23 protein-coding genes are annotated in these 26,938 nt (G+C 50.5%); 18 read left to right on the forward strand and 5 right to left on the reverse strand.

Going from position 1 to position 26,938, the window contains the following annotated elements; translation table 11 throughout:
* Nucleotides 1–12 precede the first annotated feature (12 nt).
* Nucleotides 13–741 (reverse strand): hypothetical protein, encoded by a 729-nt coding sequence (locus NOC_RS04035; protein WP_231561543.1) that lies wholly within the window; start codon nt 739–741, stop codon nt 13–15.
* Between the two features lie 143 nt (nt 742–884).
* Here NOC_RS04035 and NOC_RS17830 point away from each other — a divergent pair, with 143 nt between their 5' ends.
* From NOC_RS17830 to NOC_RS04050, 3 genes are all read left to right on the forward strand, one after another.
* Complete coding sequence (locus tag NOC_RS17830) at nt 885–1,247, forward strand: helix-turn-helix domain-containing protein (RefSeq protein ID WP_197538946.1); 363 nt, start codon at nt 885–887, stop codon at nt 1,245–1,247.
* Nucleotides 1,248–1,327: 80 nt separating this feature from the next.
* Nucleotides 1,328–1,780 carry a zinc ribbon domain-containing protein gene (locus NOC_RS17835; protein WP_002812683.1) on the forward strand — a complete coding sequence of 151 codons (453 nt, stop codon included), beginning with the start codon at nt 1,328–1,330 and terminating at the stop codon, nt 1,778–1,780.
* A gap of 63 nt (nt 1,781–1,843) precedes the next feature.
* A complete protein-coding gene (locus NOC_RS04050) occupies nt 1,844–2,662 on the forward strand; it encodes a sulfotransferase family protein (RefSeq protein ID WP_002812641.1) in 819 nt (272 codons plus the stop codon).
* On the opposite strand, the gene NOC_RS04055 is transcribed toward NOC_RS04050, so the two are convergent.
* Both NOC_RS04055 and NOC_RS04060 read right to left on the reverse strand, forming a co-directional pair.
* Nucleotides 2,643–3,599, reverse strand: a complete 957-nt coding sequence (locus tag NOC_RS04055; RefSeq protein ID WP_002813254.1) for a sulfotransferase family protein — start codon at nt 3,597–3,599, stop codon at nt 2,643–2,645. The genes NOC_RS04050 and NOC_RS04055 overlap by 20 nt on opposite strands.
* Nucleotides 3,596–4,597 carry a hypothetical protein gene (locus NOC_RS04060; protein WP_011330468.1) on the reverse strand — a complete coding sequence of 334 codons (1,002 nt, stop codon included), beginning with the start codon at nt 4,595–4,597 and terminating at the stop codon, nt 3,596–3,598. The genes NOC_RS04055 and NOC_RS04060 overlap by 4 nt, the downstream gene beginning before the upstream one ends.
* Before the next feature lie 338 nt (nt 4,598–4,935).
* Between NOC_RS04060 and NOC_RS04065 the strand changes: the two genes are divergently transcribed.
* The 15 genes from NOC_RS04065 to NOC_RS04135 all read left to right on the forward strand — a co-directional run bounded on the left by NOC_RS04065 (nt 4,936) and on the right by NOC_RS04135 (nt 23,073).
* Nucleotides 4,936–6,327 (forward strand): sulfatase family protein, encoded by a 1,392-nt coding sequence (locus NOC_RS04065; RefSeq protein ID WP_002813144.1) that lies wholly within the window; start codon nt 4,936–4,938, stop codon nt 6,325–6,327.
* A gap of 13 nt (nt 6,328–6,340) precedes the next feature.
* Nucleotides 6,341–7,243: a sulfotransferase family protein gene (locus NOC_RS04070; protein ID WP_011330470.1), complete on the forward strand. Its 903-nt coding sequence runs from the start codon at nt 6,341–6,343 to the stop codon at nt 7,241–7,243.
* A gap of 36 nt (nt 7,244–7,279) precedes the next feature.
* Nucleotides 7,280–8,389 (forward strand): glycosyltransferase family 4 protein, encoded by a 1,110-nt coding sequence (locus NOC_RS04075; RefSeq protein ID WP_002814206.1) that lies wholly within the window; start codon nt 7,280–7,282, stop codon nt 8,387–8,389.
* Nucleotides 8,390–8,407: 18 nt separating this feature from the next.
* Nucleotides 8,408–9,367: a sulfotransferase family 2 domain-containing protein gene (locus NOC_RS04080; protein ID WP_002813675.1), complete on the forward strand. Its 960-nt coding sequence runs from the start codon at nt 8,408–8,410 to the stop codon at nt 9,365–9,367.
* 123 nt (nt 9,368–9,490) lie between these two features.
* Nucleotides 9,491–11,065 (forward strand): hypothetical protein, encoded by a 1,575-nt coding sequence (locus tag NOC_RS04085; protein WP_244860046.1) that lies wholly within the window; start codon nt 9,491–9,493, stop codon nt 11,063–11,065.
* 73 nt (nt 11,066–11,138) lie between these two features.
* Complete coding sequence (locus NOC_RS04090) at nt 11,139–12,446, forward strand: sulfotransferase family 2 domain-containing protein (RefSeq protein WP_002811858.1); 1,308 nt, start codon at nt 11,139–11,141, stop codon at nt 12,444–12,446.
* 107 nt (nt 12,447–12,553) lie between these two features.
* Nucleotides 12,554–14,614 carry a CRTAC1 family protein gene (locus tag NOC_RS04095; RefSeq protein WP_002811969.1) on the forward strand — a complete coding sequence of 687 codons (2,061 nt, stop codon included), beginning with the start codon at nt 12,554–12,556 and terminating at the stop codon, nt 14,612–14,614.
* Nucleotides 14,615–14,628: 14 nt separating this feature from the next.
* Nucleotides 14,629–15,549 carry an FkbM family methyltransferase gene (locus NOC_RS04100; protein ID WP_002813754.1) on the forward strand — a complete coding sequence of 307 codons (921 nt, stop codon included), beginning with the start codon at nt 14,629–14,631 and terminating at the stop codon, nt 15,547–15,549.
* A gap of 265 nt (nt 15,550–15,814) precedes the next feature.
* Nucleotides 15,815–15,907 carry a helix-turn-helix domain-containing protein gene (locus NOC_RS16685; RefSeq protein ID WP_081430993.1) on the forward strand — a complete coding sequence of 31 codons (93 nt, stop codon included), beginning with the start codon at nt 15,815–15,817 and terminating at the stop codon, nt 15,905–15,907.
* 312 nt (nt 15,908–16,219) lie between these two features.
* Complete coding sequence (locus NOC_RS04105) at nt 16,220–18,913, forward strand: methyltransferase domain-containing protein (protein WP_002814211.1); 2,694 nt, start codon at nt 16,220–16,222, stop codon at nt 18,911–18,913.
* A 41-nt stretch (nt 18,914–18,954) separates the two neighbouring features.
* A complete protein-coding gene (locus tag NOC_RS04110) occupies nt 18,955–19,974 on the forward strand; it encodes a sulfotransferase (RefSeq protein ID WP_002812208.1) in 1,020 nt (339 codons plus the stop codon).
* Nucleotides 19,975–19,985: 11 nt separating this feature from the next.
* Nucleotides 19,986–21,071: a glycosyltransferase gene (locus NOC_RS04115; protein WP_011330472.1), complete on the forward strand. Its 1,086-nt coding sequence runs from the start codon at nt 19,986–19,988 to the stop codon at nt 21,069–21,071.
* Nucleotides 21,072–21,531: 460 nt separating this feature from the next.
* Nucleotides 21,532–21,870, forward strand: a complete 339-nt coding sequence (locus NOC_RS04125) for a c-type cytochrome (RefSeq protein WP_011330473.1) — start codon at nt 21,532–21,534, stop codon at nt 21,868–21,870.
* A gap of 73 nt (nt 21,871–21,943) precedes the next feature.
* Nucleotides 21,944–22,675 (forward strand): glycosyltransferase family 2 protein, encoded by a 732-nt coding sequence (locus NOC_RS04130; protein ID WP_002812960.1) that lies wholly within the window; start codon nt 21,944–21,946, stop codon nt 22,673–22,675.
* Entirely contained in the window at nt 22,672–23,073 is a 402-nt protein-coding gene (locus NOC_RS04135) for a DUF2304 domain-containing protein (RefSeq protein WP_002812146.1), read from the forward strand. Before NOC_RS04130 ends, NOC_RS04135 begins: the two co-directional genes overlap by 4 nt.
* A 99-nt stretch (nt 23,074–23,172) precedes the next feature.
* Here NOC_RS04135 and NOC_RS04140 read toward each other — a convergent pair whose 3' ends face one another.
* Both NOC_RS04140 and NOC_RS04145 read right to left on the reverse strand, forming a co-directional pair.
* Complete coding sequence (locus NOC_RS04140) at nt 23,173–24,573, reverse strand: hypothetical protein (protein ID WP_002813919.1); 1,401 nt, start codon at nt 24,571–24,573, stop codon at nt 23,173–23,175.
* A 16-nt stretch (nt 24,574–24,589) separates the two neighbouring features.
* Nucleotides 24,590–26,782 carry a tetratricopeptide repeat protein gene (locus NOC_RS04145; protein WP_002812323.1) on the reverse strand — a complete coding sequence of 731 codons (2,193 nt, stop codon included), beginning with the start codon at nt 26,780–26,782 and terminating at the stop codon, nt 24,590–24,592.
* Nucleotides 26,783–26,938: the final 156 nt, after the last annotated feature.

A 26,938-nucleotide genomic window follows, 5' to 3' on the forward strand; every position in this document is an offset into this window, starting at 1 on the left:
AGTTAATTGTGGTTAGGGACCAATGAAACTGGAGCGGGTGGAGACGAATTCATCAATAAAGATACTTCCAACCGGGGCAAAATTGCCCCCCAGATAGCCTAGCCGGGCGCGATCAATGCCCCCATAGGCGGCATTATCGAGCTGGGTGGCTTCAAAGTTCGGGACCGCTTCATTGCCATTGTTGATCCAGATTCGGTAAGCGCCATTGCCCTTCCCTATAATCAGCTCGATTTCGATGATGTTAGGGCCGTCTTCAAGGGGCAATTCCACCCGTTTTTTTCCGCCGCTACCGTCCGGCCGTGTCCACCGTGCCCAGGCGCGAATGACATAGCCTGAAGCGTCGCGTTTTAGTTTCATTTGAGCCACGCCGATGGGGAGGGCGGAGTTGCTCTGCTGCTGTTGGTTGGAAAACTTTAATTTTTCGGAATCATCGGCGGCGATGTCAACCCCATTGGGGTCAAAATAAAACCGGGCTCGGTAACGGGTTTCCTGGCTGGGGGTGGAATCTTGAACATAGCGTTTGCCGTTAGGACCGTCGGTCCCGTCCAGTCGGATCTCAAGGCCGCAGTTGCTGTTTTTCATGGCCGCCGTGTCGTTGACGTGCAAATGACCGCCAGGATCCTCCGTTTGCCAGGCGGCAGTGGTGCCCCCCGTGCAGGCGGCGGAGGCCAGCAGGGGAAGCTGCAGTCCATAAAAGGCGGCGCTCCAGGCAATTAATTTTATGGCTCGATACTTTATCATCGTGATCTTTTTAACAAGAGTTGCGGAATTCTCCATCTAAAATCTATGATTTAGATGGAGATGGATAGCGGCACAGGCTGAAAACCTGTTGTTATTGGCATTGGAGTGTGCCTTAGAAGGTTATTCAATGGTATGGTTTAGGTATGAAAGCGTACCAATTCAGGATTTATCCCAATACTGACCAGCAAGATCTGATGAACAAGCATTTTGGTTGTGTACGTCATATCTTCAATTGGGCTTTAGAACTTAAAGATAAACACTACAAAGGAACACAAAAGAGCCTGTCCAAATCAGAGATTCAAAGCCTGCTGGTCAGAGCAAAAAAGAAGATAAACCCTGGCTCAAGGAAGTCAATAACCAAAGTCTGCTCTCTGCCTCGCTCCATCTTGAAACCGCCTTCACAAACTTTTTCAAAGGCCGAGGCAAGTTTCCCAAGTTCAAGAAGAAAGATACTTCTACCCAATCCTTTCAATGCCCTCAGCATGTCAGCGTTGATTTTGATTTAGGGCTGCTCTACCTGCCTAAGTTCAAAACGGGTATTAAAACTAAATTTCACCGTCATTTCAAAGGCGAAATTAAAACGCTCATGATTAAGTGCAAGCCCAGTGGGAAGTTTTATGTCAGTATCCTGGTGGATGAAGCCAAAGCGCCCTCTCCCTCTGCCCCGATTGTTTTAGAGCAAACCATGGGTATTGATTTGGTCCTCTACAAAAGCCGCTGGGTCGGTAAGAACGTTCTCAGAATAGGTCGATTTGAGCCAAGCTCTAAAGTCCGCAATGCCTATGGCTACAAAGTGGATAAACTCCCTTTGCGCGTTCGTCATTGGGCTTGTCCGGCTTGTGGTGCTGCATTAGATAGAGACATCAATGCTGCCAAAAATATCAAAAAAATAGCTTTAGCTGATGCGCTCGGGCAGAGCGTGTATGTCAAGCGTTCCCTTGAAACCATACCTGTCAGCGCAGGTGTTTCAGCGAGAGGTGTCGATGTTCATCGGCATGGGTCGCAAGAAGCCCTCACTACCATGGCCCTAGCAATTTAGGGGTGGGGATATGTCACTACTTATCCCTGCAAGCAGTCAGGGGAATTTTTTTATAATATTCTTATGTTAGACATTCAATTAGCGGAGATCCAAAAGCTTGCCGATCACTATCCCCCAACTCTTTTCGACCACCTCGAGCGTTATGTGTTGTTCGTGGGTCATGGCCATAGCGGCCATAGCCTGGTAGGCGCCTTGCTGGACGCCCATCCTGAAATCGTGATTGCCAATGAACTCAATATAGCGCAGTTAGTGGAGCGTTTTCAGTTATCACCTCACCAGCTACAAGCCCTGATTTTACATTATGCGAGTAAAAATTCCTGCCCCGAGGGCTGGCTGAATACGGGCTATCGCTACTTTGTTCCTAATGCCTGGCAAGGCAACTACACCCGTATTCGGGTACTCGGCGACAAAAAAGGGGGGGGCACATCCCGGATTTTGAATCAAAACCCGGCTCTTTTGGATCAACTCTATGAATGCTTTGCAGAAAAACTGCATGTCATTAGCGTCATAAGAAACCCCTTCGATAACCTCAGCGCCATGGCTTACCGGCGTCAAAGAACCATTGATAATGATTTAATAGATCATTATTTCAGGAATGCTTCCGCTATTTTAAAGGTTCAGGCTAGCTTGCCCGGGGAACAATTTTTGTTGCTGCGCCATGAAGATTTTGTACTGGACCCGCAACTCTATCTGGAGCGGTTATTTGCTTTCCTTGGATGTTCGGCGCCCCCCCCCTTGCTGGGAAACTGCCTCCGTATTATTAATCCAGTTTCCCATGCGCGCCGGTATAAAACGGCGTGGCCGGCTAAAGCAAAAAAGAAAGTGTTGGAGCGGATGGCAACAGCGGAGTTTAGCGCTCTTTTTAGGGGTTACCGTTTTTGATTGCTTCTAAAGGAGCTTCGTTTTCTCGGGCTTTTCTTAATGCTTGCCATAGGGGCCAGGCCAGTTTTTCGATACGTTGGATTTGCTCCGCTGTTAGTGGTGGAAGCTCCGTAACTGTTTGGGCCGGCAGGGAGAGATTTCCTCGCTCATGGAAATAGCGATTGTTTGAGCGGAGGCGGGCGCCGGTAAGATATTCCCTATCACAGCTTTGCAAGGGGGGCACGGAAGGCGGAGGAGTGAGACGGCGGGGTTGGCAAAGTTGTAGAATCCGTTGCAGCCAGAGTCGGGGTTGTCGGCAGAAGGCTTCGTAGGTCAGGTATAAATCCACGTGCCGGGTATTTGCTAGCAAGAGCTGGTTGACGGCCAGCCATTGGTGGGCGCATTGCTGAAGCTTGTCCTCTTGGATGATCTCTCGCCACTGGGGAGGCTTGACTCCCCACCAGCCTTCTTCAGGCGCTTTTCCCCGCCCTTGGTGGGGCAGGTATTTTTTGGCCAGGGAGTAGGTATTGGCTAGGGGGTTCCGAACCATAGCCACGATTCGTGCTTGCGGGAATAGCGCCCGCAACCACCCCAGGCGGAGAGTATTATAGGGGTTTTTGTTGAGCAGTATGGGAGTAGTGTGAGGAAGACTATGCCAGCGGCTATGGATGGTGGCGATGATGGTTGCGTCAATATCGGAAGCCTCAAGCAGATGGCCTCGATTTCCCCCCTTGGCCTGATAAAGGGTTCCCGTGGGATAGGCGGTGGGGGTAAAGGGAGGGACATCCCCCCAAAAATCATGGCCTTCGGCCTTGAAGGGGCTGCTGACTGCGGCATCCATTTGCAGGCAGCGGCTAAGCAAGGAAGTGCCGGATTTCTGCAGTCCCACGATAAATAAGGGGATGGAGGAATCGTTTCCCTCTTGAGCTAATGGGTGATTGGGGAGGGAAGCGGTCATGATTTTCTTGTCTTTTTTATTTGGTACCGTGGCCGTGCGGTGCCATGGCGCTGCCGCAGCTCAGCGCGGGAGACTTGAGTGCCCATCTGTCCATGGAGGGGTTCGTCCATGGTGGGGTGAAAAGGCAAAAATGACTTGAGCCACTTATATTCAGGGGTGTCTCGCCCTAGGGGCGGTGTTAGCAATTCAAGAAACTGCGGCCGATTAAACCAGCGATGGTAGTGGATATGGATCAATTCATCCAAATCAACCGTACCCATTGGACCGTGAAACAGGGCGCGCCGGGGAATGGCATAATTATACCGATAATCGAGGGCGCCTATCCGTTCCGGGAATTGAGCCAGGGTGGCCGCTAGGGAAAGTTGATCCAGGTTATTGATATTTCCCGAGGGCGGGATATGGTTCACTTTCATCAGTAACCGGAAAATCTGGAGCCATTGCTTGCAAATTCCCGCGCTGCGGCGCACCGCAATCAGACCCGCATTCCAGTAACCACGGATGGGAATGCCCCGTTCCATGGTGTTCACATAGGGAGTATGCTTGACCCCCGCTATTTGATACATCTGCTGCCAGAAATCATCATGGGGGTGGCCCGGGCCGGTACTTCCCTGGCCCACTAAAACCACGGGCTGAAGAGCGGCATCCAAGGCGAGGTTCAAGTCAAAAGCGCTAGGCTCTCCGAGAAAAATCGTATCGCTGTCGCAGAATACCAGGATTTCCTCTTGCAACATCTCCTCGGCCCAGGCGCAAGCATAGATTTTATTAGCGAAGGGATAAAAGCGATGCTCATGGTTGAGGGGCTCCTCATGCAGCACTACCCCCAGGGCTTGTAAACCATCAAGCGTAGTTGGGGCCAAGGGTGGGCCTTGCCGGGGTTGGAAGGCATGAATAGGGCAGCAGGCATAGCGCCCGCCCCAGCGTCGGATGGAACGGGCTAGGAGCAGGGATTGGGGTTCCAGATAGCCCGCTTCGATGCAGAATAGAAATGAATGATTCATGAAGTGGTGAATAGGCGTAAGGGGTCTACGTTGCGATTACCAGGCAAACCCATCCCCATCTTTTTCGTTGAGCGGGGTAAGCACGCTTTTTGGAGTTTTGCCATGACGGATAGCAGTTTTGTGCCTACCTGTCTGCATGCGGACACGCACAGGCAGGCACGCTCACTGGGGGGTCATTCAACATCCAAGTTTAATTCCAAAGTATACTGAACTTAGGGGAAGTTTTTAATCAGGGAGGTTCATTTTATTGAGAGTCTGTTCTGTAACATTAATCTTAGCTAGCTATTTTTTCTAAGGAAAATTTTATCCTAGATATAGCTGATGAAAGAGTAATAAAATTGAATAAATATACTTATACGAGGCGTAAGTTTTTAAAAACGCTTGGGTTTACTGCCGCCTCGATAGCTGTGCCCTGGCCTATTAATAGCTCATCTTTGGTTAGTGGAAGAGAGAAGCAGCCGCCTAATGTTATCTTGATTGTCGCTGACGATATGGGTTATGGAGATGTGGGATGTTATGGAAATCAGCATATAAAAACTCCAAATCTCGATGCTTTGGCAAAAAAGGGGGCGCGATTTACGGATTTTCATAGTAACGGCCCGCTTTGCACGCCCACCCGGGCCGCGCTTTTGACCGGATGTTATCAGCAAAGAGTAGGTCTTCATATTATCCCGAAGGATCAGCGCTATGCCATGGCTAAAGCGATGTCCCTGGAAGAAATTACTTTTGCAGAAGCGCTAAAATCGGTGGGTTATAGCACGGCACTGGTAGGTAAATGGCATTTGGGGGATCGTCCTGCTTTTTTGCCTCCTCGACAGGGTTTTGATGAGTATTTCGGGATTCCTTACAGCCATGATATGCACCCCTGGCGTAAGTCGTTTCCGCCTCTCCCCTTGATGAGGGGTGAAGAGATTGTCGAGCTAAATCCTGATCTGGATCACTTGACGCAGTATTGTACCGAGGAAGCCGTCAAATTTATTAGCAAGAATAAAGACCGCCCTTTCCTGCTTTATATGCCTCATCCGATGCCCCACCAGCCGGTGCATGTTTCCGAGAGATTCGCAAAACGATTTTCCAAGGAACAACTAGCTGCTATTAAGGGAGAAGATAAAAAATCCAGGAAATTTCTTTACTCTGCCACTATTGAGGAAATTGATTGGAGTGTCGGTGAGATTATTAAGGCGGTGAGAGCGTTAGGGATAGAAGAAAGTACTTTCGTTGCCTTTACATCCGACAATGGCCCAGCTATTGGTTCCGCGGGCCCATTGAGGGGGAAAAAAAGAGAACTATGGGAGGGTGGGCATAGGGTGCCTTTCATTGCCTACTGGCAGGAAAAAATCAGACCAGGTGTAGTGATTGACGAAATCGCAATGAGTATGGATTTGTTTCCCACCATGGCGGCAATGGGGAGAGCGCCATTGCCTAGAAAAAAAATAGATGGCGTTAATTTACTGCCGTTGCTTTGTGAAGGCGATAAACTTTCGGAAAGGACGGTTTTTTGGCGCAGCAAGGGTAAAAAAGCAGCCCGTAAAGGGCCATGGAAACTGCTCATGCAGCCTACTAAGAAAAAAAGACCAACAAGTATAGGTTTGTATCATCTTAATAACGATCTTTCAGAACAACATAATCTTGCTGAAATTTACCCGGAGAAATTAAAAAGTTTACAGCTTGAGTTTGCCGCTTGGGAAAAATATGTGGATGCTGGCAGGGCGCAGAAAGACGAATGGTAAGTAGGCTTAAAGAATGAAGTTGTTTATGCAGGGTTTGCGCCGCTCCGGGACCACCATCGTTTATGATGTGCTGTCCCAGGACAGGCGCTTGGATCTTTATTACGAGCCTTTCGCCGCGGGCAAAATAGGCGAGCTTGGGGGCGGGAGCGGGGTCCAAGAGACCGATTTTATGGTGAAGCACTGCCAAGTGAAGCAAGCTTTCATTGCCTCCTACCCGGAGTCCGTGGACATGGTGGATCTTAACCATGGCGCGCCACGGGCGCCGATTCTGGAGCTGCAAAGGGAATTGCCCCAATTTTGCCGGGATTATATCCGTTTTATGGTGGAACGCAGGGAACATAGCGTCATTAAATTTACCCGCATGTACCGGAAAGTAGGAGAACTTGCCGCCTTGGCTCCCCAGGCCCGTTTCGTGTTGTTAGTCCGCCATCCCCAACAGGTAGTGGCCTCCTACCTCTATGGCCGGGGGCAAAGACGTTTAGGGCAGCTTGCAAGCCGGGAGCAATTTTTTACTATCCGGGATCAATTCAACGCTTGGAAATTTCGTGAATTTTTCGAAGGTATCATCGCCCAGCAGGGAAGGCCGGAGCTGGCGGATGCCCCCAATTGGATTCGTTGCCTGGTGCTATGGAAATATACTTTTGATAACGCTTATCAGGATGGCCGCGCCGCTTTTGGGGATGCCTTCCGGGTATTGCGGCACGAAGATCTGTGTGCCCATCCTCGGAATACCGTGACTCAGCTTTACCGGCACATGGGGCTTTCCGTCAGCGGGGAAGCCGTGACGTGGGCGGAAGCCCATGTCCGTGAAAACGATAAAGCCTGTTATCAAGACGATCCCCGCTGGCTGGAAGCCTATGAGAGGCTTGATCTGGTAGATAGTCTAATTGCCGCGGGCTATGGCCCCTGCCAATAGGTTTTTTAGGTTTTTGATGCTTTGCAAACCGCCTGAATGAATATTGGATTTATCAGTAACTGGTGCAATCGTGGGCAAGGGATTGTGACCCGCCAGATTCGAGCTATTTTCGCCGAGGCGGGACATGACACCTACGTACTGGCCCGGCCCACCCGGGCCAGGGCGGCCATGCCCAATCTCATTGATAGCCGGCAGGAGTGGCAGGTGCCCCATCTGACTCACGGCTCGGCTTATGATATGCCTGTCGGGGAATATATGGCTTGGGCCAAGGAGTCCGCCCTGGATGTGCTTTTTTGCGATATGAATATGCAATTCGAGGCCATTGTCGCCATTCGAAAGTTGGGGGTGCGAACCATTGGGCGTTTCGTGTGGGAGGCTTTCCATCCGGATTATGTGGCAGCGGTCAAACAAGCCTATGATATTGTTTATTCTTTGACCCGCTGCGAGCAGGAGAACTACCGGAAAATGGGAATTTCCTCCCCCTATGTCCGGTTTGGTTTGGCGCCCTCATTTACCGCTTTTTCTCCCATCAAGCGCCCCGATGATGCCCTTTACTTTTTCTTCCACGGAGGCACCCAGGGAACCCGCAAGCCCATCCAGGCCACGCTCAAGGCGTTCAAGCAGGTAAAGAACCCCCATATTCGGCTGATTATTAAGAGCCAGTGCATTGATAAAGCCTCCGAGCCTGTGACCATCGAGGATGATCCCAGAATCACCCATATAGTGGCGGATTTGCCCTTCGAGGAGCACCGGCGGTTATTTTCAAGTTGCCACGTTTGCCTCTGCCCGAGCCGCTGGGAAGGGTTGGGGGTCCATTTGTTCGAGGCCCTGGCCTATGGGATGCCGGTAATTTCCAATGATATCGCCCCCATCAATGAAGTGATCCGCCACGGGCGGAGCGGTTTGCTGGTGCGCAGTTTCTCCAAGCGCAAGAATCGTTGTGGCCTTCCCATTTTCGAGCCTGACGAAGGGCATTTACGGGAATGTATCGAGGAACTCAGCAATCCAGTCCGGTTGGCGGCCCTGATGGCGAGCACCCGGGAGGAAGCAAAGCAATTTGATTGGGCATTGACCCGGCAAGACTATCTTGAATTAGCCACTTGCACTAGGGAAAATCTTAGCCGGAAACAAAAGAATGACGGGTAAACAGGCTTGGTAGAAAACATGGCAGGGAAAATTTTTGATTGCAATGAACCCATTCGAATCGACGCTCAAGCTATTGCCGCTTGGCAGTCCTTGCCGGTCGCCGAGCGGAGCAGAAGAAACCGGGACTGGATCGGTCCGCGGGTTATTCAATGGAAGCAATTGCAGGAGGCGTCCCTGCCCCATGATCCTTGTCATTATCGTTTATTTTACCTCCATGCGCCGAAAACCGGGGGAACCACCTTGCAGCATTTGATTGCAAAAAATTATCGTGTCAATGACGTACTGCAGGTGAATGCCAAGGAAGCGCTGCGGAATCCAGGGCTTCTTTATAAAAAGGGGGAGCTGCCAAAAAGTGTCATTACCGGCCATTATGATATGGGCCATCTGCTGTACCGGGCGCTTGAGGGGCCTTTTTTTCATCTGACTTTGCTGCGGCATCCGGTGCCACGGGTACTGTCGCTTTATAATTACATGCTCGGGAAAACCGATCATAACCATCACCAAAAGGCCGTCACGAGAAGTTTCCCGGAGTTCATCCAGTCGGTAGATATATTTGAACTAAGCAACGGGCAAACTAAGCGGCTAGCGGGGAGTATAGGGCTGAAAATCGATCAACCCTCGTCGTTAGGAGACGAAGCGCTTGAAATCGCCAAGGACAATCTGGCCCATCGCTTCACCTGCTTTGGCCTGCAAGATCGCTATACAGAGCTTCTTTTGATAATGAAGCAGCTTTTAGGCTGGGCGGATATTTTTTATCGCTGCCGGAACGTCTCGGAGAAACGGGTCAAAAAAGAAGATATGGACCAAGAGACATTGGCTTGTATTCAGGAGCGTAATTATTATGATCTTGCGCTCTATGATTTTGCTAGTCAGCTATTTGAGGAGCGGTGCCGGCAACTTGGTATTACCCAAGCACGGGTAGAGGGATTTTGGAAGGCGAATGACCAATATCTCGAATTATTATCACGCTCTCTTTAAGCGCCTATTGCCGAAGTGATATTCAATCAGAGGATAGGAAGTATTCATAACCCATATGCCCGAGTCAGGCGGATAATTCTGTCCTGGGCCTGGACGCTCCCGGCCTTCTTTGCAGTGTATGGCGTGAACAATATAAATGGGATGGATGCCGATGCCTTGGGCGCATTCCGCTATACGCAGGATATCGTCCAAGCGATTTTTGACGGTATTCCAATTGCCTGGAGCTGGCAAGAAGCGCCACGCTATTTTCCGGATCTCATTATCTCCACCGTTGCCTATCTGCTGGCTTTTGGCGATCCGGCTAAATGGGGAATACTATTTTCCTTATTAAATCTGGGACTGCTGTATGGCGCGACCCTTTTATTGCTGTGGGCCTATGGAATCGCTGAATCCAGGAGACGCCCCATCGCCTGCTCTTTTATGCTTGGTTGTCTTGTTTGCGCGGCGGTGAGCCCTTTTTTCGCCCAGCAATGGCTGGCTCCTACTCACCATAACGGGCTGTTGCCCTTGGCCGTATTATTCTATGCCGCCCCTTCCATCTGCGCGCGGTTTAATGATCGCGCTGCTAGGGAGGTGGGCATATTGGGGTTTTCGGTAATTTTTGGGTTGGCTATCCATGCCGATCTCATTTTTCTGGCGTGGGTCTGTGGGCCTTTATTCGCGGCCTGGCTTGTTCTTGCGCTGCTACGAAAAGGCAATATACAGACCTTTGTTCTCTGCGGCATGATACTGGGCCTTTCCTTGGGCATCGCTGGCACCGCCAATATTATCGTGGAACTACTGCCTTTCGTGGCTATTCATAGCGGTGATAACTTGCTGGAACAATTTCCCGGCTCCATGGAAGAAATGATTGCCCGATTTTATACGCTGGGGCAAGTGTACATGCATCCTGGTTCATTTAGCTTGCTTACCATCCAGGTGCTTGCCGCGCTGGTGTGCTTAGCTACGTTGCGGCGAAGCAGGCGATCGGATGATAAGAAAAAAGAACAGCCTATGGAAGTTTTCATGGCGGTATTGTTTTTTACCACGACCGCCTTGCTTCCCGTGGCCATGATTATTACCGGCAAGCTTTCTCCCCACTATTATTTTTATTCTTTCGTCATTGCGGTGCTAGTGATTGCAATTAACCGCACCGTTTTTTCCGAGCATTCGGGAACTGGCCCGCTGCGGTTTAGAGAGTTGTTCATTGGCGGCGCCGCTGCCATAGCAGTATTATTATTGTTCCCTAAAGCGATTGCGGTGCAAGCGAAACCGCCGGCATTTACTATGCTTACTAATGCCCTGACTGAACTGCATTCCCAGGGTAAAATCGGCAAGCATGGTTTGGCCCACTATCAGATGGCCTATCCTGTAACGGCCCGAACGCCCTTCTATGTGGGGGCTATCGCAAATGACGCTAGACCCTGGTTATGGATGAACAATGCTTATGGTTACTGGAACTGGGATAAGGGTTGCCCTGCTCTCCGTCCTTTTTCATTCATTATCACCGCTCAAAAATTAAGGTACCGTATCCCTCCTGAGGCTCTTCAAAAAATTTTTGGCAAGCCCTCTAACATTATGAAGGTAGAGAGCCAAGAAGGCTATGAAATTTGGCTTTATCCCCAAGAGATAGGTCTAAAAGAAACTTTATTTTATCTTTTTATATGGCGTTCCATGGAAGTAAAGGGGGTGCCTATGGATCGTATCAAAAATTGCTAATAGTGAATTAGTTAAAAAATTTTTATTAAATAATAAGTAAATATTTCAGGATCTTCAGAAAAAAACTACTACCATGCCGACAACAGCGCCTAAGCTCCATTTTCTTCATATCCCGAAAACGGCCGGAACTTCTGTCACCCAGTTTCTTCAGCGGCAATATGATTTAGATCAAATCGTCTTTGAAACCACCTGGCGGGAACTTTTTGAATATCAGCCAAGGATGCCAAAATTAAAATTATTTCGTGGCCATTTTGGCATTAATTTAAGCCAAATGATTGGCCCGGAATTCAAGGTAATAACCTTTCTACGGGAGCCGGTAAGCAGAGTGATATCCCAGTACTATCATGTCCGTAAAAGAGCTACTGAAGGGCTAAATCAGTTTGCTGGAGAAATGGAATTAGCCGAATTTATGCACCATAAACAGGGACGTAAATTATGCCGTAATCTTCAAACCCGCTATATTGGCAGGAGTTTGGAAGTAGGGCAACTCTGGGCGCACCCTGCTGTATTGAATATTCCGCCGGATAGATTCTTTGACGATCTAGCCTCGCCGCTGCTATTAGAACAAGCCAAACAGAATCTGAACGGTTTCTTTTTCGTTGGATTGACTGAATATTATGATATCTCCATGCTCCTGTTGTGCCATAAACTGGCCGCGCTTCCTGAACTCGATGCGGTCAAGCGAAGAGAACGAGAAAGAGATGCTAAGCGGGTGCCTACTGAGGTGCTCCAACATTTAGAGGCGGAGAATCAGCTAGATATGGAATTATACCGTCACGGGAAGACTCTTCTGGTACATGATCTGGCTAGTGAGTTTAATCTGCCAGAGATTGCCTCCATGCCGGTGGAGGCGGCCCTGGATTATGTGAATGAGAGAAAATCCAATTTATCGGAAGCCTGTTTGTCCCGCTATGGGCGACGTATGCGGGCGGAGCAACAGGAAAACTGGGAGTGGGATGTCTCCATGGCGTTCCAGGGGACAGGCTGGTCGGATGCGCATGGTCGGCTGGGAGAAACGCCTCACCGCTGGTCGGGGCCAAAGCTAATTTCCACCGTTGATGCGCCAGTCGATCCCCGGCGCGATTATGAAATAACAATACACATATTGCGATTTATGACAGGGCGGAACCAACGCCAATTGGAAGTGCATACTTCTTCCGGTCCCATTTCCTTAAAAGGAAGAAAAATGGGTAGTGGCTGGGTAGGCCAGGGGATAGTAAATGGTCAATCTACCGAAGACCCTTTTTTAAGGTTAAGCTTTCACGTGCCTGAAACCGTGTCGGTGGCTGAGCTAGGCGGAGATCCTAATGATACGGATAAGCGGGGTTTTGCGCTACGGGCAATTATCTTAAACCCCATCCCGGCTTCACAGAAGCGGTGATAATTATTAAAAAATGGAAAGTTTAACGCACCCCTAGCTATCAAGGTTAGAGTGCAGTGTTACCCTGCAGTATTAGTTTTACAGCTCTAAACAAGGCGAATAATAATATGGTGAAGCCGCTGGTGGTATTAACGCTTATCGTATTTTTTTTCTTTAGCTTAGTGGTTCTTGCTAACTCATTGGATGAATCGGTTGCGGAAAAATCCTTTGCGATTAAGTCTTATCAAGAGATCAAACTCGCTTCCCCCCACGATGTCTTTGATATGGGTGTGGCCGATATCAATGGTGATGATATCCTGGATATTTATACAACCGGCCATTATACTCGCGAGAATTTGCTTTTGGGGGATGGCAAGGGAAATTATACGGATGCCCTGACTCGCTTGGGTTTGGATCAGGCAAGAGCGTTTCCCTATTTGGAAGACATGGACGCGGACCCGGTGCTAGAGGAACCCGGCCTTTACATTCATCGGCGACGCCGGTTATTAATCTTTAGAGCCCATGGGCTGAGCGAGGAGGGAACGATTTCCGGCCGCATTTTAGTGCCTTCTCCCGCCGATAGGCCCTTGCCGATTCAGACTTACTGGGCAGAGCACGCCAGCGCGGATATCATTAATTTGGCTTCGGAATCCGGTGAGACTTGGACCAAAGTCCAATTTTCCATCGCACCCCAAGGTACGTTGGTGCTTGATACCCTCTATATTGCCTTGCCTTTCGAGGTGACGCTGGATTCATCTCTACCCTTAAACAAGGTGAAGGTGGGGCAGCATTCTCTTCCTCCCAAGGAACATCATTTTGTCCTAAGATGGCGTGATCGTCATGGCGTGGCCTGGACGGAATTGAATGGTGACGAATGGTTGGATGTCTTTATGTCGACCGGCGGTTTGCGGGCAGCCCTTCATCGCTTCCAACAGTCGCAAATTGCTTCCGATGAACTCTTGCTCAGCGACGGAGGCAGCCGCTACCGGGACGTCGCCATTGAACGGGGAATTCAGAAAAGAGACTGCCGGACCTATAAACCCGCCTGGGTGGATATTAACCGAGATAACCGCCTGGACCTGTATGTAGGTTGCCTGGGTGGTCCCAATCAGCTTTATTTGCAGGATTCAACGGGACAGTTCAGAGAGGTTGCTAAAAAGTACGGCTTAGCGACGAGGCCAGGGGCTCAATTCGTCTGGCTTGACGTGGATCAGGACGGCGATAGTGATTTATTGGCCGATCTCAATGGTGACGGCAACCATCTAAACCCTAACTTTAGTCTGTTCACCGACACCGATAGCCGGGTTGCATTATTCATCAACGATAAGGTGAAGTTTAAACGGAAGCTTATTCCCCGGCCGTTTAAAGGCAGCGTGATGCGGTTTGCCCTGGGGGATTTTGACTCCGATGGGGATCAGGATGTTTACGTCATTACGGCCCGTAAAAAATACCGCCATGAGAGTTTCTTGCTGGTGAATAATAAGGGAAGGCTGGAACCCAAGGATATGCGGCAATGGGGTCTTCCCAAGGGCTGTCTCTCGGCAAGCTGGGTCGATGTGGATCTGGATGGCAAGCTGGATTTTCACTGCTTGCCTAGGGGGATTTTCTATCAAGCCGAAAACGGACATTTTCAAAGTGCTAATGAATGGACCGGTTGGAAGGCGGCCCAGAGAGCAAGAAATGGTGTAAGCTCTTGGTACGACGCCGATAATGACGGGGCCTGGGATGTATTGATGACCCTAGGTATTCCCCCGGCGGAAGAGTATTTCAAAATCCTTCGGGAATGGCAACGGCAGCAGGCGGAGAAACAGGGCCAAACACTTAAAGAATGGCGGTTGGCGCGTGAGGATGTGGCCTGGCCATTGCGGCCCATGTGGCATTGGTATCATACCCGGCTCTATCAAGGACAGCCGCCTGCAAACCATTGGTTGCAGCTTGAATTGGCGGGTCCAACCGGTAACCGGAATGCCATTGGCGCCAGAGTGGAACTCTTAACGGATGAGGGTGCCCAGGTTCGCGAGGTGGGTGTTTCAGAGGGCGCCCATTTTTCCCAAGGACATTACCGTCTTTATTTTGGTCTGGGAAAATCTCCACAAGCTAAGGAGGTAACGATATACTGGCCTGATGGGAAATTGACGACCCACTCCGATCTTAAAGCTGATCAGCTTCTTAAAATCTCCTATCCCTAATTCAGGATATCAGCGTGGAACAATTGACGAAAAAAATATTCCAGCTATGGAATCGTGCGTGGACCAAAATGCCTACCGATACTTACTCCATCGAAGGCAAACTTAATCAACTCTTGGAGGAAAACAAGCGGTTGCGGGGAGAGGTAAGAAAGCTGCTGGACACCCGTACTTTTTACCTCGGTAACAACACCGCGCTGACCTTCCTTGCTAATGGCTCGAAACTGTATGTGTTTACTGATGATGTGGGTATTGCGCCTCATATCATCAGCACAGGGAGATGGGAGCCCCATATTACCAGGGTTTTTACCAGCCTAATAAAGAAAGGGGATACTGTGCTCGATATTGGCGCGAATCTTGGTTATTTTTCAGTGATTGCTGCTCCGCTCGTTGGAGAGCAGGGCAGAATCATGGCTTTTGAAGCCAATCCAAAGCTGAGCGCCTTGCTTGAAAAGAGCTTCATGGTGAATGGAATGTTTCGTAATGGGAAGGCTCAATTATTCAATAAGGGCGTGATGGATCGGGAAGGGGAAATGGTGTTTTGTTTTCCTCCCAATCAAATGGGGGGAGGATCGTTTTTTGTGCCGGAAAAGAAAGCTAAAAACGATGGAATGGATGAAATTACCGTTCCCGTGGTTGCTCTCGATGAATTCCTTGGTTCTGATTTTACCGCGGATGTAGTTAAGATGGACATTGAAGGCTCCGAGCCTTTAGCCTTGAAAGGCATGTCCCAGCTCATACGGCGCTCTAAAAATATCAAAATCATTATTGAATATTCACCCAACCGATTTAAAAAACATATGTCGCTGGACGGTTTGATTGATATGGTTGAAAGCTTTGGTTTTAATATCTTTAACCTTGAAAATAATGGTGCCCACCCCATTAATCGTCAACAACTTTTGTCCTGCGGTTTTACTAATCTTTTGTTGCAGCGTTAAAGGAGCGCAGGGAAGTGCGGCGGCTCCCCCAGCGAGGTCGCGAACGCAGTGGCGCATGGGGCGCGAGGGCAGGAGTATTTACGGTTTGCGGTGGGCAAAATTCGCAGTATGATTGAGGGCGTAGCTAGATGATGTTGACACACCACCTAGCCGCTTGCTATAGGCCCAATAGGTTCAATATTGGGACCATGATCGGGCACGGTTCTACCATTCTACAGTACTCCTATAGATTCAGGCTCTACCCAAGTAGCGCCCAGCGCCAGCAATTAAATTTGGTCATGCGCGATGGGTATGGAACAAGTACCTGCACTGGCGCACCCATACCTACCGGGAAGAGGGCGGGAAAGTCTCTTCATGACAGGGCAGAGCTAGCGCCAATTTGAAGTGCATATACTGTCTGGTCCTATTTCTGTTAAAAGGAAGGAAAATGGGTAGTGGTTGGGTAGGGCAGGGCAGAGTGAGGGGCCAGTCTACCGAAGGGCTTTTTTTTAAGACTGAGCTTTCATGCGCTTGAAACCTTATCGGTAGCTGAGCTAAGGGGAGATCCCGATAATGCGGATAAGCGGGGTTTTAGCTGCGGGAAATTTTTCTTAAATAAATAAAATGTTGGATATTATGAATGTGAAATTACAGTATTTTTGTTTCATGAATTTCTAGTTAGAGAAATAATATGGAAAATAATGAAACAGAAATTACGCAATCTTCTTTTAATTTAACAAAAAATTTACAGAAGGTATGCGATGTTACTGATTGGTTTGATAGCAGAATAGACTATATTATTCGAAATAATCTCCGCTCCTATCCTACCTTTCATCGAAAACAGTGGGAGTTTGCTATGCTTTTCTTGGCGCTTTCAGAAGAAAAAATCTTACATGAAGATGCTATTGGAATTGTATTCGGTGCAGGAGCAGAAAGACTTCTATTTAGTATTTGTGAAAAAGTTAAGAAATTGATTGCTACGGATCTTTATAGCGCCTCTTCCAATTGGATTGGTGCTAGAACAAGTAATCCTAAACAATTTATTTTAGACCATGCACCATTTCCTATCGATACTGATCGACTTGATGCAGCTTATATGGATATGCGCTCGATAGAATACCCTAACGATACATTTGATTTTTGCTACTCTTCTTGTGCATTTGAGCATATTGCCGAGGATGACGCGGGTTTTCTTGAGCATTTGCTTGAGGTTAACCGTACTCTTAAGGAGGGTGGTGTTTATGCCATGACAACAGAGTTAACCTATAATGATGAGACGGTGCGGATACCGAATAACCATCTTTTCGAAATTAATCACCTGCTAGGTTTAATTCAAAGTTCTGGGCTACATGCAAAGCCCGTATTTAATGCCAAATTGTCAGAGAATATGCTTAATGAGCCCATGCCTTCTCCAGAGGATTTTGGGTTTAATTATGGCAAGCATTGGATTCCTCACGTGACGCTTCTCAGGCATGGTCGAATTTTTACATCCTGTATGCTCATCTTGAAAAAGGATAGTAATAGATTACCTGGCTTTCCCGTAATTGAGGGATTGGAGAAAAGCAAGGCGTTTGTTAGAAGAACATTGAACAAGCAAATTGAGAAAGTATGGAAGGATTGGCAATACATAAGCCCAACCCGGGGGGAAAAAGATAAATCTAATGCCATTATAGGACATGAGAATTTTATAAAAGATTCTCGGACTAAAAATGATTTTGTGTTTCATTCACCCTATTGTCTTTTTGGGGCGGGATCTGTAGAAATAAAGATAGATCTTTTTGCAGAAGATGGTAGGCAGCTTAATGTTAAGCTAGTTGAATTCAATGTTTATCCTTACGAAAGAGAAATTCTTACTGAAGAGACAGTGGAATTTGAACGCGGAAATGGAACTGGAAGTACAATAACACTTCGCTTTATAGCCAACCCAACAAAGACTTATGCTGTTTTAGGGCGTGGTGCAGGTTCTTTTCGCTCTATTACCATTCAAGCCAGAAAAAATAAAATTTTTCCATTTAAACCCTTTATGCTTGTCCCTCAAAATCGTTTCTATTTCATCCATATTCCAAAAACGGCGGGAACAACTCTGATCCCCTTGCTGGATGCCCGGTTTGACGCCGATGAGATTTGCCCGGCGCAGCTATGGCGGGAATTACTCACTTTGCATCAAGAATCTTTGCCTCGTTACCGCTTTTTCCGGGGGCATTTTGGCGCTGGCGGCTTAAAATCGTTTTTGCCGGAACTGCCATTTTATCTTACTATGTTGCGCCACCCTCTGCCGCTTACCTTTTCCACCTACAAATTCATATTACGGGAGCCGGGAACTCGGGTTCATCACTTAGTAAAAGAACGCAATATGACTTTTTCTGATTTCCTCGATTCTCCGGAAATGAGGAAAAAGGTCAATGATATGCAAGTCCGTCATCTTTCATTTGATCTTCAGCACGATCCCGATACAGGCCCGATTTTTTTATCTGCCGAGTCCCGATCCGCGGTAGATAAATGGATACAGGATCATGAGGTTGCCATATCCGCCGAGCAGCGTTTGGAGCGGGCCAAAAGGATGCTCCATGCCTGCACCTGGTTTGGCTTGGCGGAGCGCTTTGATGAATCCATGGCGCTCCTGAGTTGGACATTTGGTTGGCCGCCCCTGGGGCAGGTACAAAAGCTGCGGGTAGCGTCGGGCGGGTCAAATATTGACGATTTGCCGGAAGAGGTGCGGGAGAAGGTACTTGCTTGTAATGAATTGGATATAGCCCTGTACCGAGAGGCGGAGCGCCTTTTTCAGGATCGCCTGGCGGGCATGCTGAGTGATTTGATGCGTTACGCCCAGCCAGGGGAAGTCGTTTCTGGAACGTTTGCTAACAATCCGGCCTTGGTCAACCAGCTCCTCGACCGCCATTATCGGCATCATCTGGAAGCGCAGCCTTTATTAGCCCAGGAAAGTCTTTATCTTTCCCTCAAAGAGCCTTTATTAGGGTCTGGATGGCATAGGCGGGAGCGGGCGCCGGCCGATAACTCAACTTTTCGCTGGTCGGGTCCCGCAGCCGAATCTTTTATTGACTTGCCCCTGCAGGGTGGTCGGGATTGGGTGCTTGAATTCCGGATCGTCCATGCCCTAACACTGGATATCCTGGATAGTTTGCGGGTTACCGCCAATGGCACTCCCCTTGAACTGGAAATGACGGAGGGAACCAAGGAAACCACGGTAAGACGTTATCGAAGTCTAATTCCTGCCAAGGTTATTGCCAACAAGTCCTCTGGCCCCGTTCGATTAGTTTTCAAGGTAAACCGGACTCTTTCCCCCCAATCCCTTGATCCGGCCAACCCAGACGAGCGCCAGGTGGGCATTGCCCTCAATTGGATACGGGCCCAGCCCTTGCTGTAAAGTAATCAGGCATGAATTAAACTCTGGTTGCGTAGACTTTTATGTCAAGACAAGCTCCTCTTTTTATTACCGCCCGTTTTCGCAGCGGCTCCACCTTACTATGGCACATTTTTGATCAGGCCAGGGGTTATCATGCCTACTATGAACCTTGCCACGATAATTTGCTGGCCCATATTCGCCATACCTTGCCCATGGACTCTCACCAGGGCGTCCAAAGTTACTGGGACGCCTATCAAAATCAGCTACCCCTTATGGAAAGCGGACACCAGCCCGAATTTGGTCTTTCCCGGTTGTTACTGGAAGCCCATGAATCCTGGGACGAGCTCAAGCACTACCTTCAGTCCCTTGTCCAAGGCGCGGCGCCGGCGATTCCCGTGCTCCAATTTAACCGGATAGACTTCCGACTGCCCTGGATACGGACCCATTTTCCCCAGGCCAGGATTATCCACCTCCATCGGGATAGCCGCGATTCCTATTTCTCCATGGCTCGGCATCTGGAGCCGGAAGCAGCGGATAATCCGGAGCAAGGCCATGTATACGATTTGCTGGAATGGTCTGTCGCCTTGGCGGAATGTTTTCCTTTCCTGGCTGAACCGGGGATTCAATCCCTCTATGAGCGGCACTATTACTTTTGGAAACTAAGTTACCTTATGGGGCGCCGGTGCAGTGATTTATCCTTATCCTATGATGCAGATTTCCGGGATAATCCTAGTTTAGGTCTGGAAAAATTGTCCCAAGCAGGGTATCTAGATTCTCAGCAAATAGATGATTTGCACCCGCTGATCCAGTCGCAAGCCTCGGGCCAATGGGCGGAGAGATATTCTGAATCCTGGTTCCAGACCATAGAGGATCGCTGTGAACAAGTTCTTGATGAGCTGGGCCTTAATGCCCACTTTGGATTTTTTCCCTTGGTAGAAATAAAAAAGCGGTATGCCGCTTGGAGCCGTTATGAGGGCTTGCCTCTCAATGATCCTGCCCGCGGTCTGTTAATGGAATATTCGCGGCAACGCTCCGAGATAACTCGATTGCTATCCTTGGTCCGGAATGCTTCAAAGGACTAGCGCAGCCTGCCATGAACCACCCACAATTCATTCTGTTGCACGATTTCTTTGAAATTCGAGGAGGAGGCGAGCGGCTGGTGTTGCTTCTATGCCAGGAACTGGGACTGGATATCGGCTTTGGTTTTTGGCAAGAAACTTCTTATGGGCGGGAGGTGTTGGAGGGTCTCCGGGTTTTTGATCTTGCAGTAAACTCCCGCTTAATTGGATGGCGCACCCTAAAACATATTAAGGCATTCGAAAACAAGACTTCATTTCTGTCGCGATACCATACCGTCATTTATAGTGGTGTTGTGGCTCCCCTGGCGGTTAGGAATCACCAAAACGGACTTAATCTTTTTTATTGTCATACGCCGCCCCGGTTCATCTATGATAAAAAAGCATTTTTCCTCGCCCAAATTCCCTCCTGGCAACGCCCAGCGCTGCAATTTTTGATTGATTATCTGCAACCTCGCTATGAGGCGGCGGTGGCGGAAATGGATATCATTATCGCCAATTCCGAGAACGTCAAAAACCGTATTCATCATTACCTTGGCAAGCCTTCTACCGTTATTTATCCTCCTTGTGATGTGGAACGTTTTACCTGGGCTGGGCAGGACGATTACTATCTTTCTACCGCCAGGCTGGATTTCCTCAAGGGGGTGGATCTCATCATCAAGGCATTCCTCCAGATGAGCGACAAACGATTAATCATTGCCTCCAGTGGTCCTGAGTTTGACCGCCTGAGGCGTCTTGCCGGGGGGGCGGAAAATATTACTTTCACGGGCCTGGTGGATGAGGATAGGCTGAATCAATTGATAGGCCACTGCATTGCTACCCTTTATGTTCCGAAGGATGAAGATTTTGGCATGTCTCCGGTGGAATCCATGGCGGCGGGAAAACCTGTGATAGGAGCGGCGGGAGGGGGGCTGTTGGAGACTATTGTTGATGGGGAAACTGGTCTGTTGGTCGGCCCGGAACCCTCACCGGAAGATATTATCGCAGCGGTACGCGCTCTGACTCCCCGGCGTGCGCTGGAGATGCGGCAGGCGTGTGAAATGCAGGCGCGGAAATTTGATAAAAAAGTCTTTTTGGAAAAAATGCGCGAGGCCCTAGGGTAGGGCGGGAAAGCGCCATAGATAAAGGCTGACTTCGGCGGGATGCGCGACGCTTTCCCGCCCTACGTGCTCGGTGTGTGGGATTGTCCAGAAGTTCATGCCGCTGATAAAGCGCGTGGAGCGGTCAAAACCCCAAGGGCCGCGGCCTAGCCGCCGCTCGAGGACTGCTGAGAAATGCGAATTGGTCAGACTAGTCAGGTGAGGATGGATCGAGCCGCAGCTAGCCATGGCGAAACTCCAAGTGGTCCAGGCGACTCTGTTTGGTGTGCCCTTAGTGATATAAAGATATGATGAACCATGTTTTCTTTAACCCTAGGGAATAAGTAAGTTTTGAGACGGCTGCTTTACATTGGCGTCGCTCTCGGGGAAAATCTCTATAGGTGTATTTGGAACACCTAATAGCAATAAAACTTATAAGGATTTATTTTTTAGTTTCTTAAGATAAATTGTGGAGGAAGAAAAAATGCTAAAAAAAGCTCTGTTAACAGTAGCTAGCGCGGCTCTGATTTGTTCCTCGGGCTTATTGATGGCCGAGAGTCATGGTGATGTTGAGGCCGGCAAGGCGTACTATGCCCAGCACGGATGCGCGGCTTGCCACGGGCCGAAAGGGGAGAGCGTTAACCCCGCCATGTTCCCAAAATTGGCGGGCGATGAGGCTGCTTTCGTCTCTGAGCAACTCCATGCCTTCAAAAGTGGTGAGCGGAAAGGCGAAGGGCCTGGCGCTATTATGAACGCCAATGCGGCTTCTATGAGTGATGAGGACATCGCTAATGTAGCGGCCTTTATAGGCAGTCTCAAGTAAAAAAATTCGATTTTTCTGATATCAGGAGAGAAACGCCAGCGAATGCTGGCGTTTTTTTTGCCAAATCATCTTTATGTGCCTAAATTTTCAATCATTTTCTGTTCCGGCAAGGCTTGCGGTTTTGATACCGGCCCATAATGAAGCAGCGACCATTGATGGCATCGTGCGAGCGGCTAAAGAGCATTTGGGTGGAGATGTGGTAGTGATTGACGATGCCAGCACGGATGGAACCGCCCAAATTGCCCGCTCTGCTGGTGCTACCGTTTTACCCCTGAGTTGCAATCTGGGGGCTTGGGGCGCGACCCAAGCAGGGATTCGTTATGCGCTGAAAGCTAACTACCAGCAGGTAATGACGATGGATGCTGATGGCCAGCATCTCCCGGAATATCTTCCTTTACTGCTTACAACCTTAGTATCGGGGGAGGCAGATGTGGTGATCGGCGCTTGTACCGAGCGGGGTAGCCGTGCCCGGCAGCTTGCTTGGGGCTATTTTCGGAAGTTAACGGGACTGGGGATTGAGGATTTGACTTCCGGTTTTCGCGCCTATAACAAGGCCGCCATGAGGGTGTTGGCCGCCCCCGAGGCTACATTGCTCGATTATCAGGATGTGGGAGTGTTGCTGCTGCTGCGCTATGCCAGATTGCGCATTCAGGAGATTCCAGTGCCCATGCGCGAACGGGACCATGGCGGCTCACGGGTATTCCCTTCCTGGCTGGTGGTGGGGAAATACATGTTGCAAACCAGTCTTCTATGCCTAGCCAAGGTAGGCATGAATGGGAAGCGGCGGGTAGCCATGCAGCGATGATTGATTACCAATGGACCTCCACCCTGATTGGGCTGTTGATTGCCAGCCTGATTCTCTTCTTAGTGCGCCGCGATCATTTACATGGTCCCTATGCTGTGTGGTGGTTGGTGGTGGCCGCCATGGTCGTGGTGCTGGGCGTTTTCCCCCGCTTGTTCGATACAGTGGCGCCTTTGTTTGGCGTGGCTTACCCACCTATTCTGGCGGTGGTGTTGGGGATGGGGCTACTTCTGATTAAAATGCTAACCATGGACCTGGAGCGTTCCCGGCAGGAACGCAAGCTGCGCCGGTTGACTCAGCGGCTAGCGATGCTAGAGACGTTGTTGGAAAAAGTCCATCAGAGCCAGCTTGCTCAAGAGAAGGAAAAGGATATTGGAGGGGACGACAATCAGGGCCAGTAGAGGCAGTGAGGTAGGGCGGGAAAGTGTCGCCCATCCCACTATATAGATGGAGATTGACTTCGGCGGGATGGACGGTGTGCTCCATATTCCTAACTGCGGCTAGTCACGGCGAGGCTCCAACATGCAGGCTTGCAGTAACACCAGCACATAGAATAGCAGCAGGGGAACCCAGTGCAATAATATCCGGTTGATGCTGGTGTAGGATTCAGCCCAGGCAGCATTGTCGGTCAGAAAGAAAGTGCCGAAAATAACCACTAAGCCGCTGCCGATAAAGGTGAGGCCAATCAAGCGTTGGCGCCGGGCGATCATAAGGGGTATGGAAAGGGCCATTGCCGGAATGGCTAAGTACCAGAGAAGGTGCCAGTTATCCAGCACCAGCAGATTTTGCTGGAACGGCTCCCACCCTCCCTGAAGCGAAATCTCAAAATGTCCCAGGGACGGTATCTGGATGACTTCCGGGGTAAGCTGGAATTCCCCTATCCGAATGCCCCCGCTCACATACCAGATGGCAAGCAGCGCTACTCCTCCCGCCCCGGCCAATAGCCGTGTCCTGCAAGGGAGACAGGCGATGAGAAGGGGAGGCAGAAAAGTGAGCATCCAGATGAGTCCTTCCCGTTTGATGAAGGGGCAGGCGAGGGCTAGCAGCAGCGCCAGCCCGCCCTGCCAGGGATCACCGTTGCGCAGCCATTGCAAGAAGGCCATTCCAGCCAGGGAATAGGTGGCTGCGAGCCATAAATCGGCATAGCCGGCAAGGGCGGTATGGATATTGAGTAGCGGCAGGGAAAGCAGCAGGTAGGTGCCGAGCAGGCTCGCCAGGGGTACTAGGCCCCAAAGCCGGAGCTGGCCGTAGAAAGCGAGCCCCAGCGCGGCGGCGCAAAATAGCCAGGGCAAGTTGATTAAGGAGTCGTCCCATTGCTCCAGGGCCAGGCTGATCCAGAGCTGGATAAGGGACACGGTTTCGGGATAGGACCAGGCCGGCAAGGTATAGATGTCCCTGCTGGGGTGATGGAGCCAGGTGGCACTATCGACGAAAGGCACCAGTTCTTTTAGGGCAAACCATACTTGGGCCCGGGGTGCCCAGGTGGTCCAGGCATCCCAGGGATATAAGGGACGCCAAAGAATTTCCAGTCCCAGGTTAACAAAGCGGATAGCAAGCAGGGCAATTAGCAGGGCAAAAAGCCCTGTTTGCCAGGAATTCCAGGAATGGACGGCGCTGTTATCCACATAGCCATCATCTTTCCTGGTTTTTGTGCGGCTCACCCAAAATCCTAATAGAGTTAAGGCTAGGAGCAGACCCGCAAGGGGCCAAAATGCCTGTTTTAACCCTATTCCATCCCAAAGACGCATCATGAATGTGGTAGCCAGTGTGCCTAATAGATAGGCATAGCCCAGCACCAGGGGACCAGCGCCACGCGCGGTCCGCGGCCAGCCGATCCTTAACCAGGCTACGCCAAGGAGCCAGGGGAGAAAGAGAGCGGTTAAAAGTTGAAAAAGGATCATGGGTAGCGATGGTTTATTAGCTCAAGGATTTAAAAAAGGCGGTCAACGCATCAAGAGGTGCTTGCTGATCAAAGAGACGATTGCGCCGGGCAAGAATCCGCACTCGCAAGGCTTGGTTGGCTGCTTTGTCCCGGCCATACTGGAGGACTTTACGCACATAATCTCCGGCATCCTGGGCAACCAACTCAGGAAGTTCCAGCAAATTTAGCATGGCTGCGCTTTGCCGCCCCCGCATGTAGGTGCTGGGCAGAGCAATGAGAGGAAGCCCGGAACCCAGGGCATCCAGGGCAGTATTGCCCCCCGACCAATGGGGCGTATCCAGCATGAGATCGCAGCAGCGGTTGATTTGCAAATAGCGCGCGCGAGACGTAGTAGGCAGCAACAGCAGTTGGCGTTCTGGGTCAGCTCCCGCTTGGGTTAAGGCCGCCCCCAGGCGCGTCAGCAGTTTGTCCGTAACCCGGCGATCCTGACCGGTAAATAGTACCAACATTCCCTGCCTATCCTCGGCCAGCAACTGGGCTACCAGGGCATCGGCATCCGGATGAATTTTAAAGGGCGACTGGGGCAGGAGGTAGAGAGTGCGTTTCTCTGGCAGGCCAAGGTCGTTCCGGTCGGCGGGAGGGGGTTCAGGTGGGGCTGGGTAGCTAGTGCCTAGTCCCGGCAGGGACAGCAATCGCTCACGGTAATGGGTCCGAGCTTCGGGCGGCTCCATGGTGGCGCAGGAGAAGTAAATGTCCATGGTGGGCAGTCCGCTGGTGACAGGATGGCCCCAAGCACAGCCCTGAAACGGGGCTAAGCGAAGGGCGGCCAGCACCAGCAGCCGGGCATCCATGCCCAGCTCCGGGTAAATGAGGGCATCTAGCCGATCCGCCGCTATTTGGGCCGCGCAAGAGGCAAGGCGGCCGTCCAGGTAGCGGAATTTACTGGCTGAATCGGCCACGATCCGGGTATGGTGATCCCGCTTTGGGCCTAATTGGTAAACGATGACTTCAAAGCCCCCTCGCCCCAGGGCCTCCGGCCAGCGACCAAAGTAATGGCCTACCGTGCAGTCGCGAAAGGCGCTTGACACTAGGCCGATACGGCGCGGCCTGGAGTGCTTGCAGCGAACTGGGCTAGGGGCATCCAGGGCATGGCTGGCCCAATGATGGAGCCAATCACCGTAATCTCGCTGTAGGGAAGCATCATTCCCGCCTTGGTAAGCCAGGAAGAAGTTGGACCAGAGCAGATCTTCTAGCCACGGTGGACTTGCCGGTTGCCACTCCTTGAGGGCTTGCAGTTCTTTTCGGTACCGGCTCCGTGTGGTGGCCAGGTGCTGGCGATCATGGTAGACAACCGGCAGGGTGAGGGCCGCGCCTAGCCGTGCTTGCCAGGCATCGGGGTTGGCCGTCAGAATATGTTGGTAGACGGTCATGGCTTTTCGGGCCTCGCCGGCCCGGTCGAGGACGCGGGCAAAAGCTAACCATTGTTTTTCCTGAGCGCTGTGGCGCTTAAGCCAGCGGCGCAGCCATTGGGCTGCTTGCCAGTTTTCCCCATGGCGGCGAGCGAGAATCATAATGCGAGATATTAATGCCTTGGGGTCTGCGCTAATATTTTGTTGCCGCTCTAGCAACGCCCAGGCACGTTGCGGTTGATGGTAAAGCAGCCATTGTTCGGCCACACCCAGGGCAATCTCATCAGGGAGGGGAATATTTGTTAGGATAGCGAGCAATCCCAGTCCCGCGGGGTGTTGCTGGTTAGCGAGGAGGGCCCGCGCTAGCAGCAAACGGATTTCATGATCCCGCGGATCGAGGATGCTTGCCTGGCGGGCGCTGGCAACTGCGGCTTGGTTGTCTCCTTGCTGGAGTTGAGCGAGCACTAAATTGCGCCAGGCAAGCCGGTTACGGGGATCGAGTTCCAAGGCGCGCCGGAAATGAGCATGGGCCTGGGGCAGCATGACGTTCTCGAACAGGCGGGAGCCACAATTACTGTGGGCCATACTCAGGGTGGTTAATAGCTGTCTTTTGGGGCCGATAACCGCAAGCAGACGCTCTAGCCATTGGATAGCTGCGGTAAAATCTTTGTTTTGAAGGGCAGCATTGCCCAAGCCCAGGAGGGCAATTGAGTGATTAGGGTGTTTGGCCAGGATTTGGCGGTAGATTTGGGTGCCTTCCTGAACTCGGTTTGCGGCCTGTAATTGACGGGCTTTCGCTAGCAGCTTTTCTATGCCCATTTCTTGAGTAATATTCCTGTGTGGGCTTTTTAATTTGCTTATGTTAACGTCAATCTTGGATAGTGGTCCGAGAGCTTGTTAGGAGAAAAGGCAGGGCGGGATGGGATGCGCCACGTTTTCCGCCTGCGTGCTTTCAAATCTCTGCTCCGAACGTGG

It is taken from the genome of Nitrosococcus oceani ATCC 19707 (genome assembly GCF_000012805.1).
In the GTDB taxonomy this organism is placed as follows: Bacteria; Pseudomonadota; Gammaproteobacteria; order Nitrosococcales; family Nitrosococcaceae; genus Nitrosococcus; species Nitrosococcus oceani.

Bases quoted from the DNA above. Each gene is read 5' to 3' on its own strand.
- NOC_RS04110 (WP_002812208.1), top strand. From the start codon at position 18,955: ATGTCAAGACAAGCTCCTCTTTTTATTACCGCCCGTTTTCGCAGCGGC.
- NOC_RS04135 (WP_002812146.1), top strand. From the start codon at position 22,672: ATGATTGATTACCAATGGACCTCCACCCTGATTGGGCTGTTGATTGCC.
- NOC_RS04115 (WP_011330472.1), top strand. From the start codon at position 19,986: ATGAACCACCCACAATTCATTCTGTTGCACGATTTCTTTGAAATTCGA.
- NOC_RS04055 (WP_002813254.1), bottom strand. From the start codon at position 3,599: ATGACCGCTTCCCTCCCCAATCACCCATTAGCTCAAGAGGGAAACGAT.
- NOC_RS04080 (WP_002813675.1), top strand. From the start codon at position 8,408: ATGGCAGGGAAAATTTTTGATTGCAATGAACCCATTCGAATCGACGCT.
- NOC_RS04070 (WP_011330470.1), top strand. From the start codon at position 6,341: ATGAAGTTGTTTATGCAGGGTTTGCGCCGCTCCGGGACCACCATCGTT.
- NOC_RS04095 (WP_002811969.1), top strand. From the start codon at position 12,554: ATGGTGAAGCCGCTGGTGGTATTAACGCTTATCGTATTTTTTTTCTTT.
- NOC_RS04145 (WP_002812323.1), bottom strand. From the start codon at position 26,782: ATGGGCATAGAAAAGCTGCTAGCGAAAGCCCGTCAATTACAGGCCGCA.
- NOC_RS04125 (WP_011330473.1), top strand. From the start codon at position 21,532: ATGCTAAAAAAAGCTCTGTTAACAGTAGCTAGCGCGGCTCTGATTTGT.
- NOC_RS04130 (WP_002812960.1), top strand. From the start codon at position 21,944: ATGTGCCTAAATTTTCAATCATTTTCTGTTCCGGCAAGGCTTGCGGTT.
- NOC_RS17830 (WP_197538946.1), top strand. From the start codon at position 885: ATGAAAGCGTACCAATTCAGGATTTATCCCAATACTGACCAGCAAGAT.
- NOC_RS04105 (WP_002814211.1), top strand. From the start codon at position 16,220: ATGGAAAATAATGAAACAGAAATTACGCAATCTTCTTTTAATTTAACA.
- NOC_RS17835 (WP_002812683.1), top strand. From the start codon at position 1,328: ATGATTAAGTGCAAGCCCAGTGGGAAGTTTTATGTCAGTATCCTGGTG.
- NOC_RS04075 (WP_002814206.1), top strand. From the start codon at position 7,280: ATGAATATTGGATTTATCAGTAACTGGTGCAATCGTGGGCAAGGGATT.
- NOC_RS04140 (WP_002813919.1), bottom strand. From the start codon at position 24,573: ATGATCCTTTTTCAACTTTTAACCGCTCTCTTTCTCCCCTGGCTCCTT.
- NOC_RS04035 (WP_231561543.1), bottom strand. From the start codon at position 741: ATGATAAAGTATCGAGCCATAAAATTAATTGCCTGGAGCGCCGCCTTT.
- NOC_RS04060 (WP_011330468.1), bottom strand. From the start codon at position 4,597: ATGAATCATTCATTTCTATTCTGCATCGAAGCGGGCTATCTGGAACCC.
- NOC_RS04090 (WP_002811858.1), top strand. From the start codon at position 11,139: ATGCCGACAACAGCGCCTAAGCTCCATTTTCTTCATATCCCGAAAACG.
- NOC_RS04050 (WP_002812641.1), top strand. From the start codon at position 1,844: ATGTTAGACATTCAATTAGCGGAGATCCAAAAGCTTGCCGATCACTAT.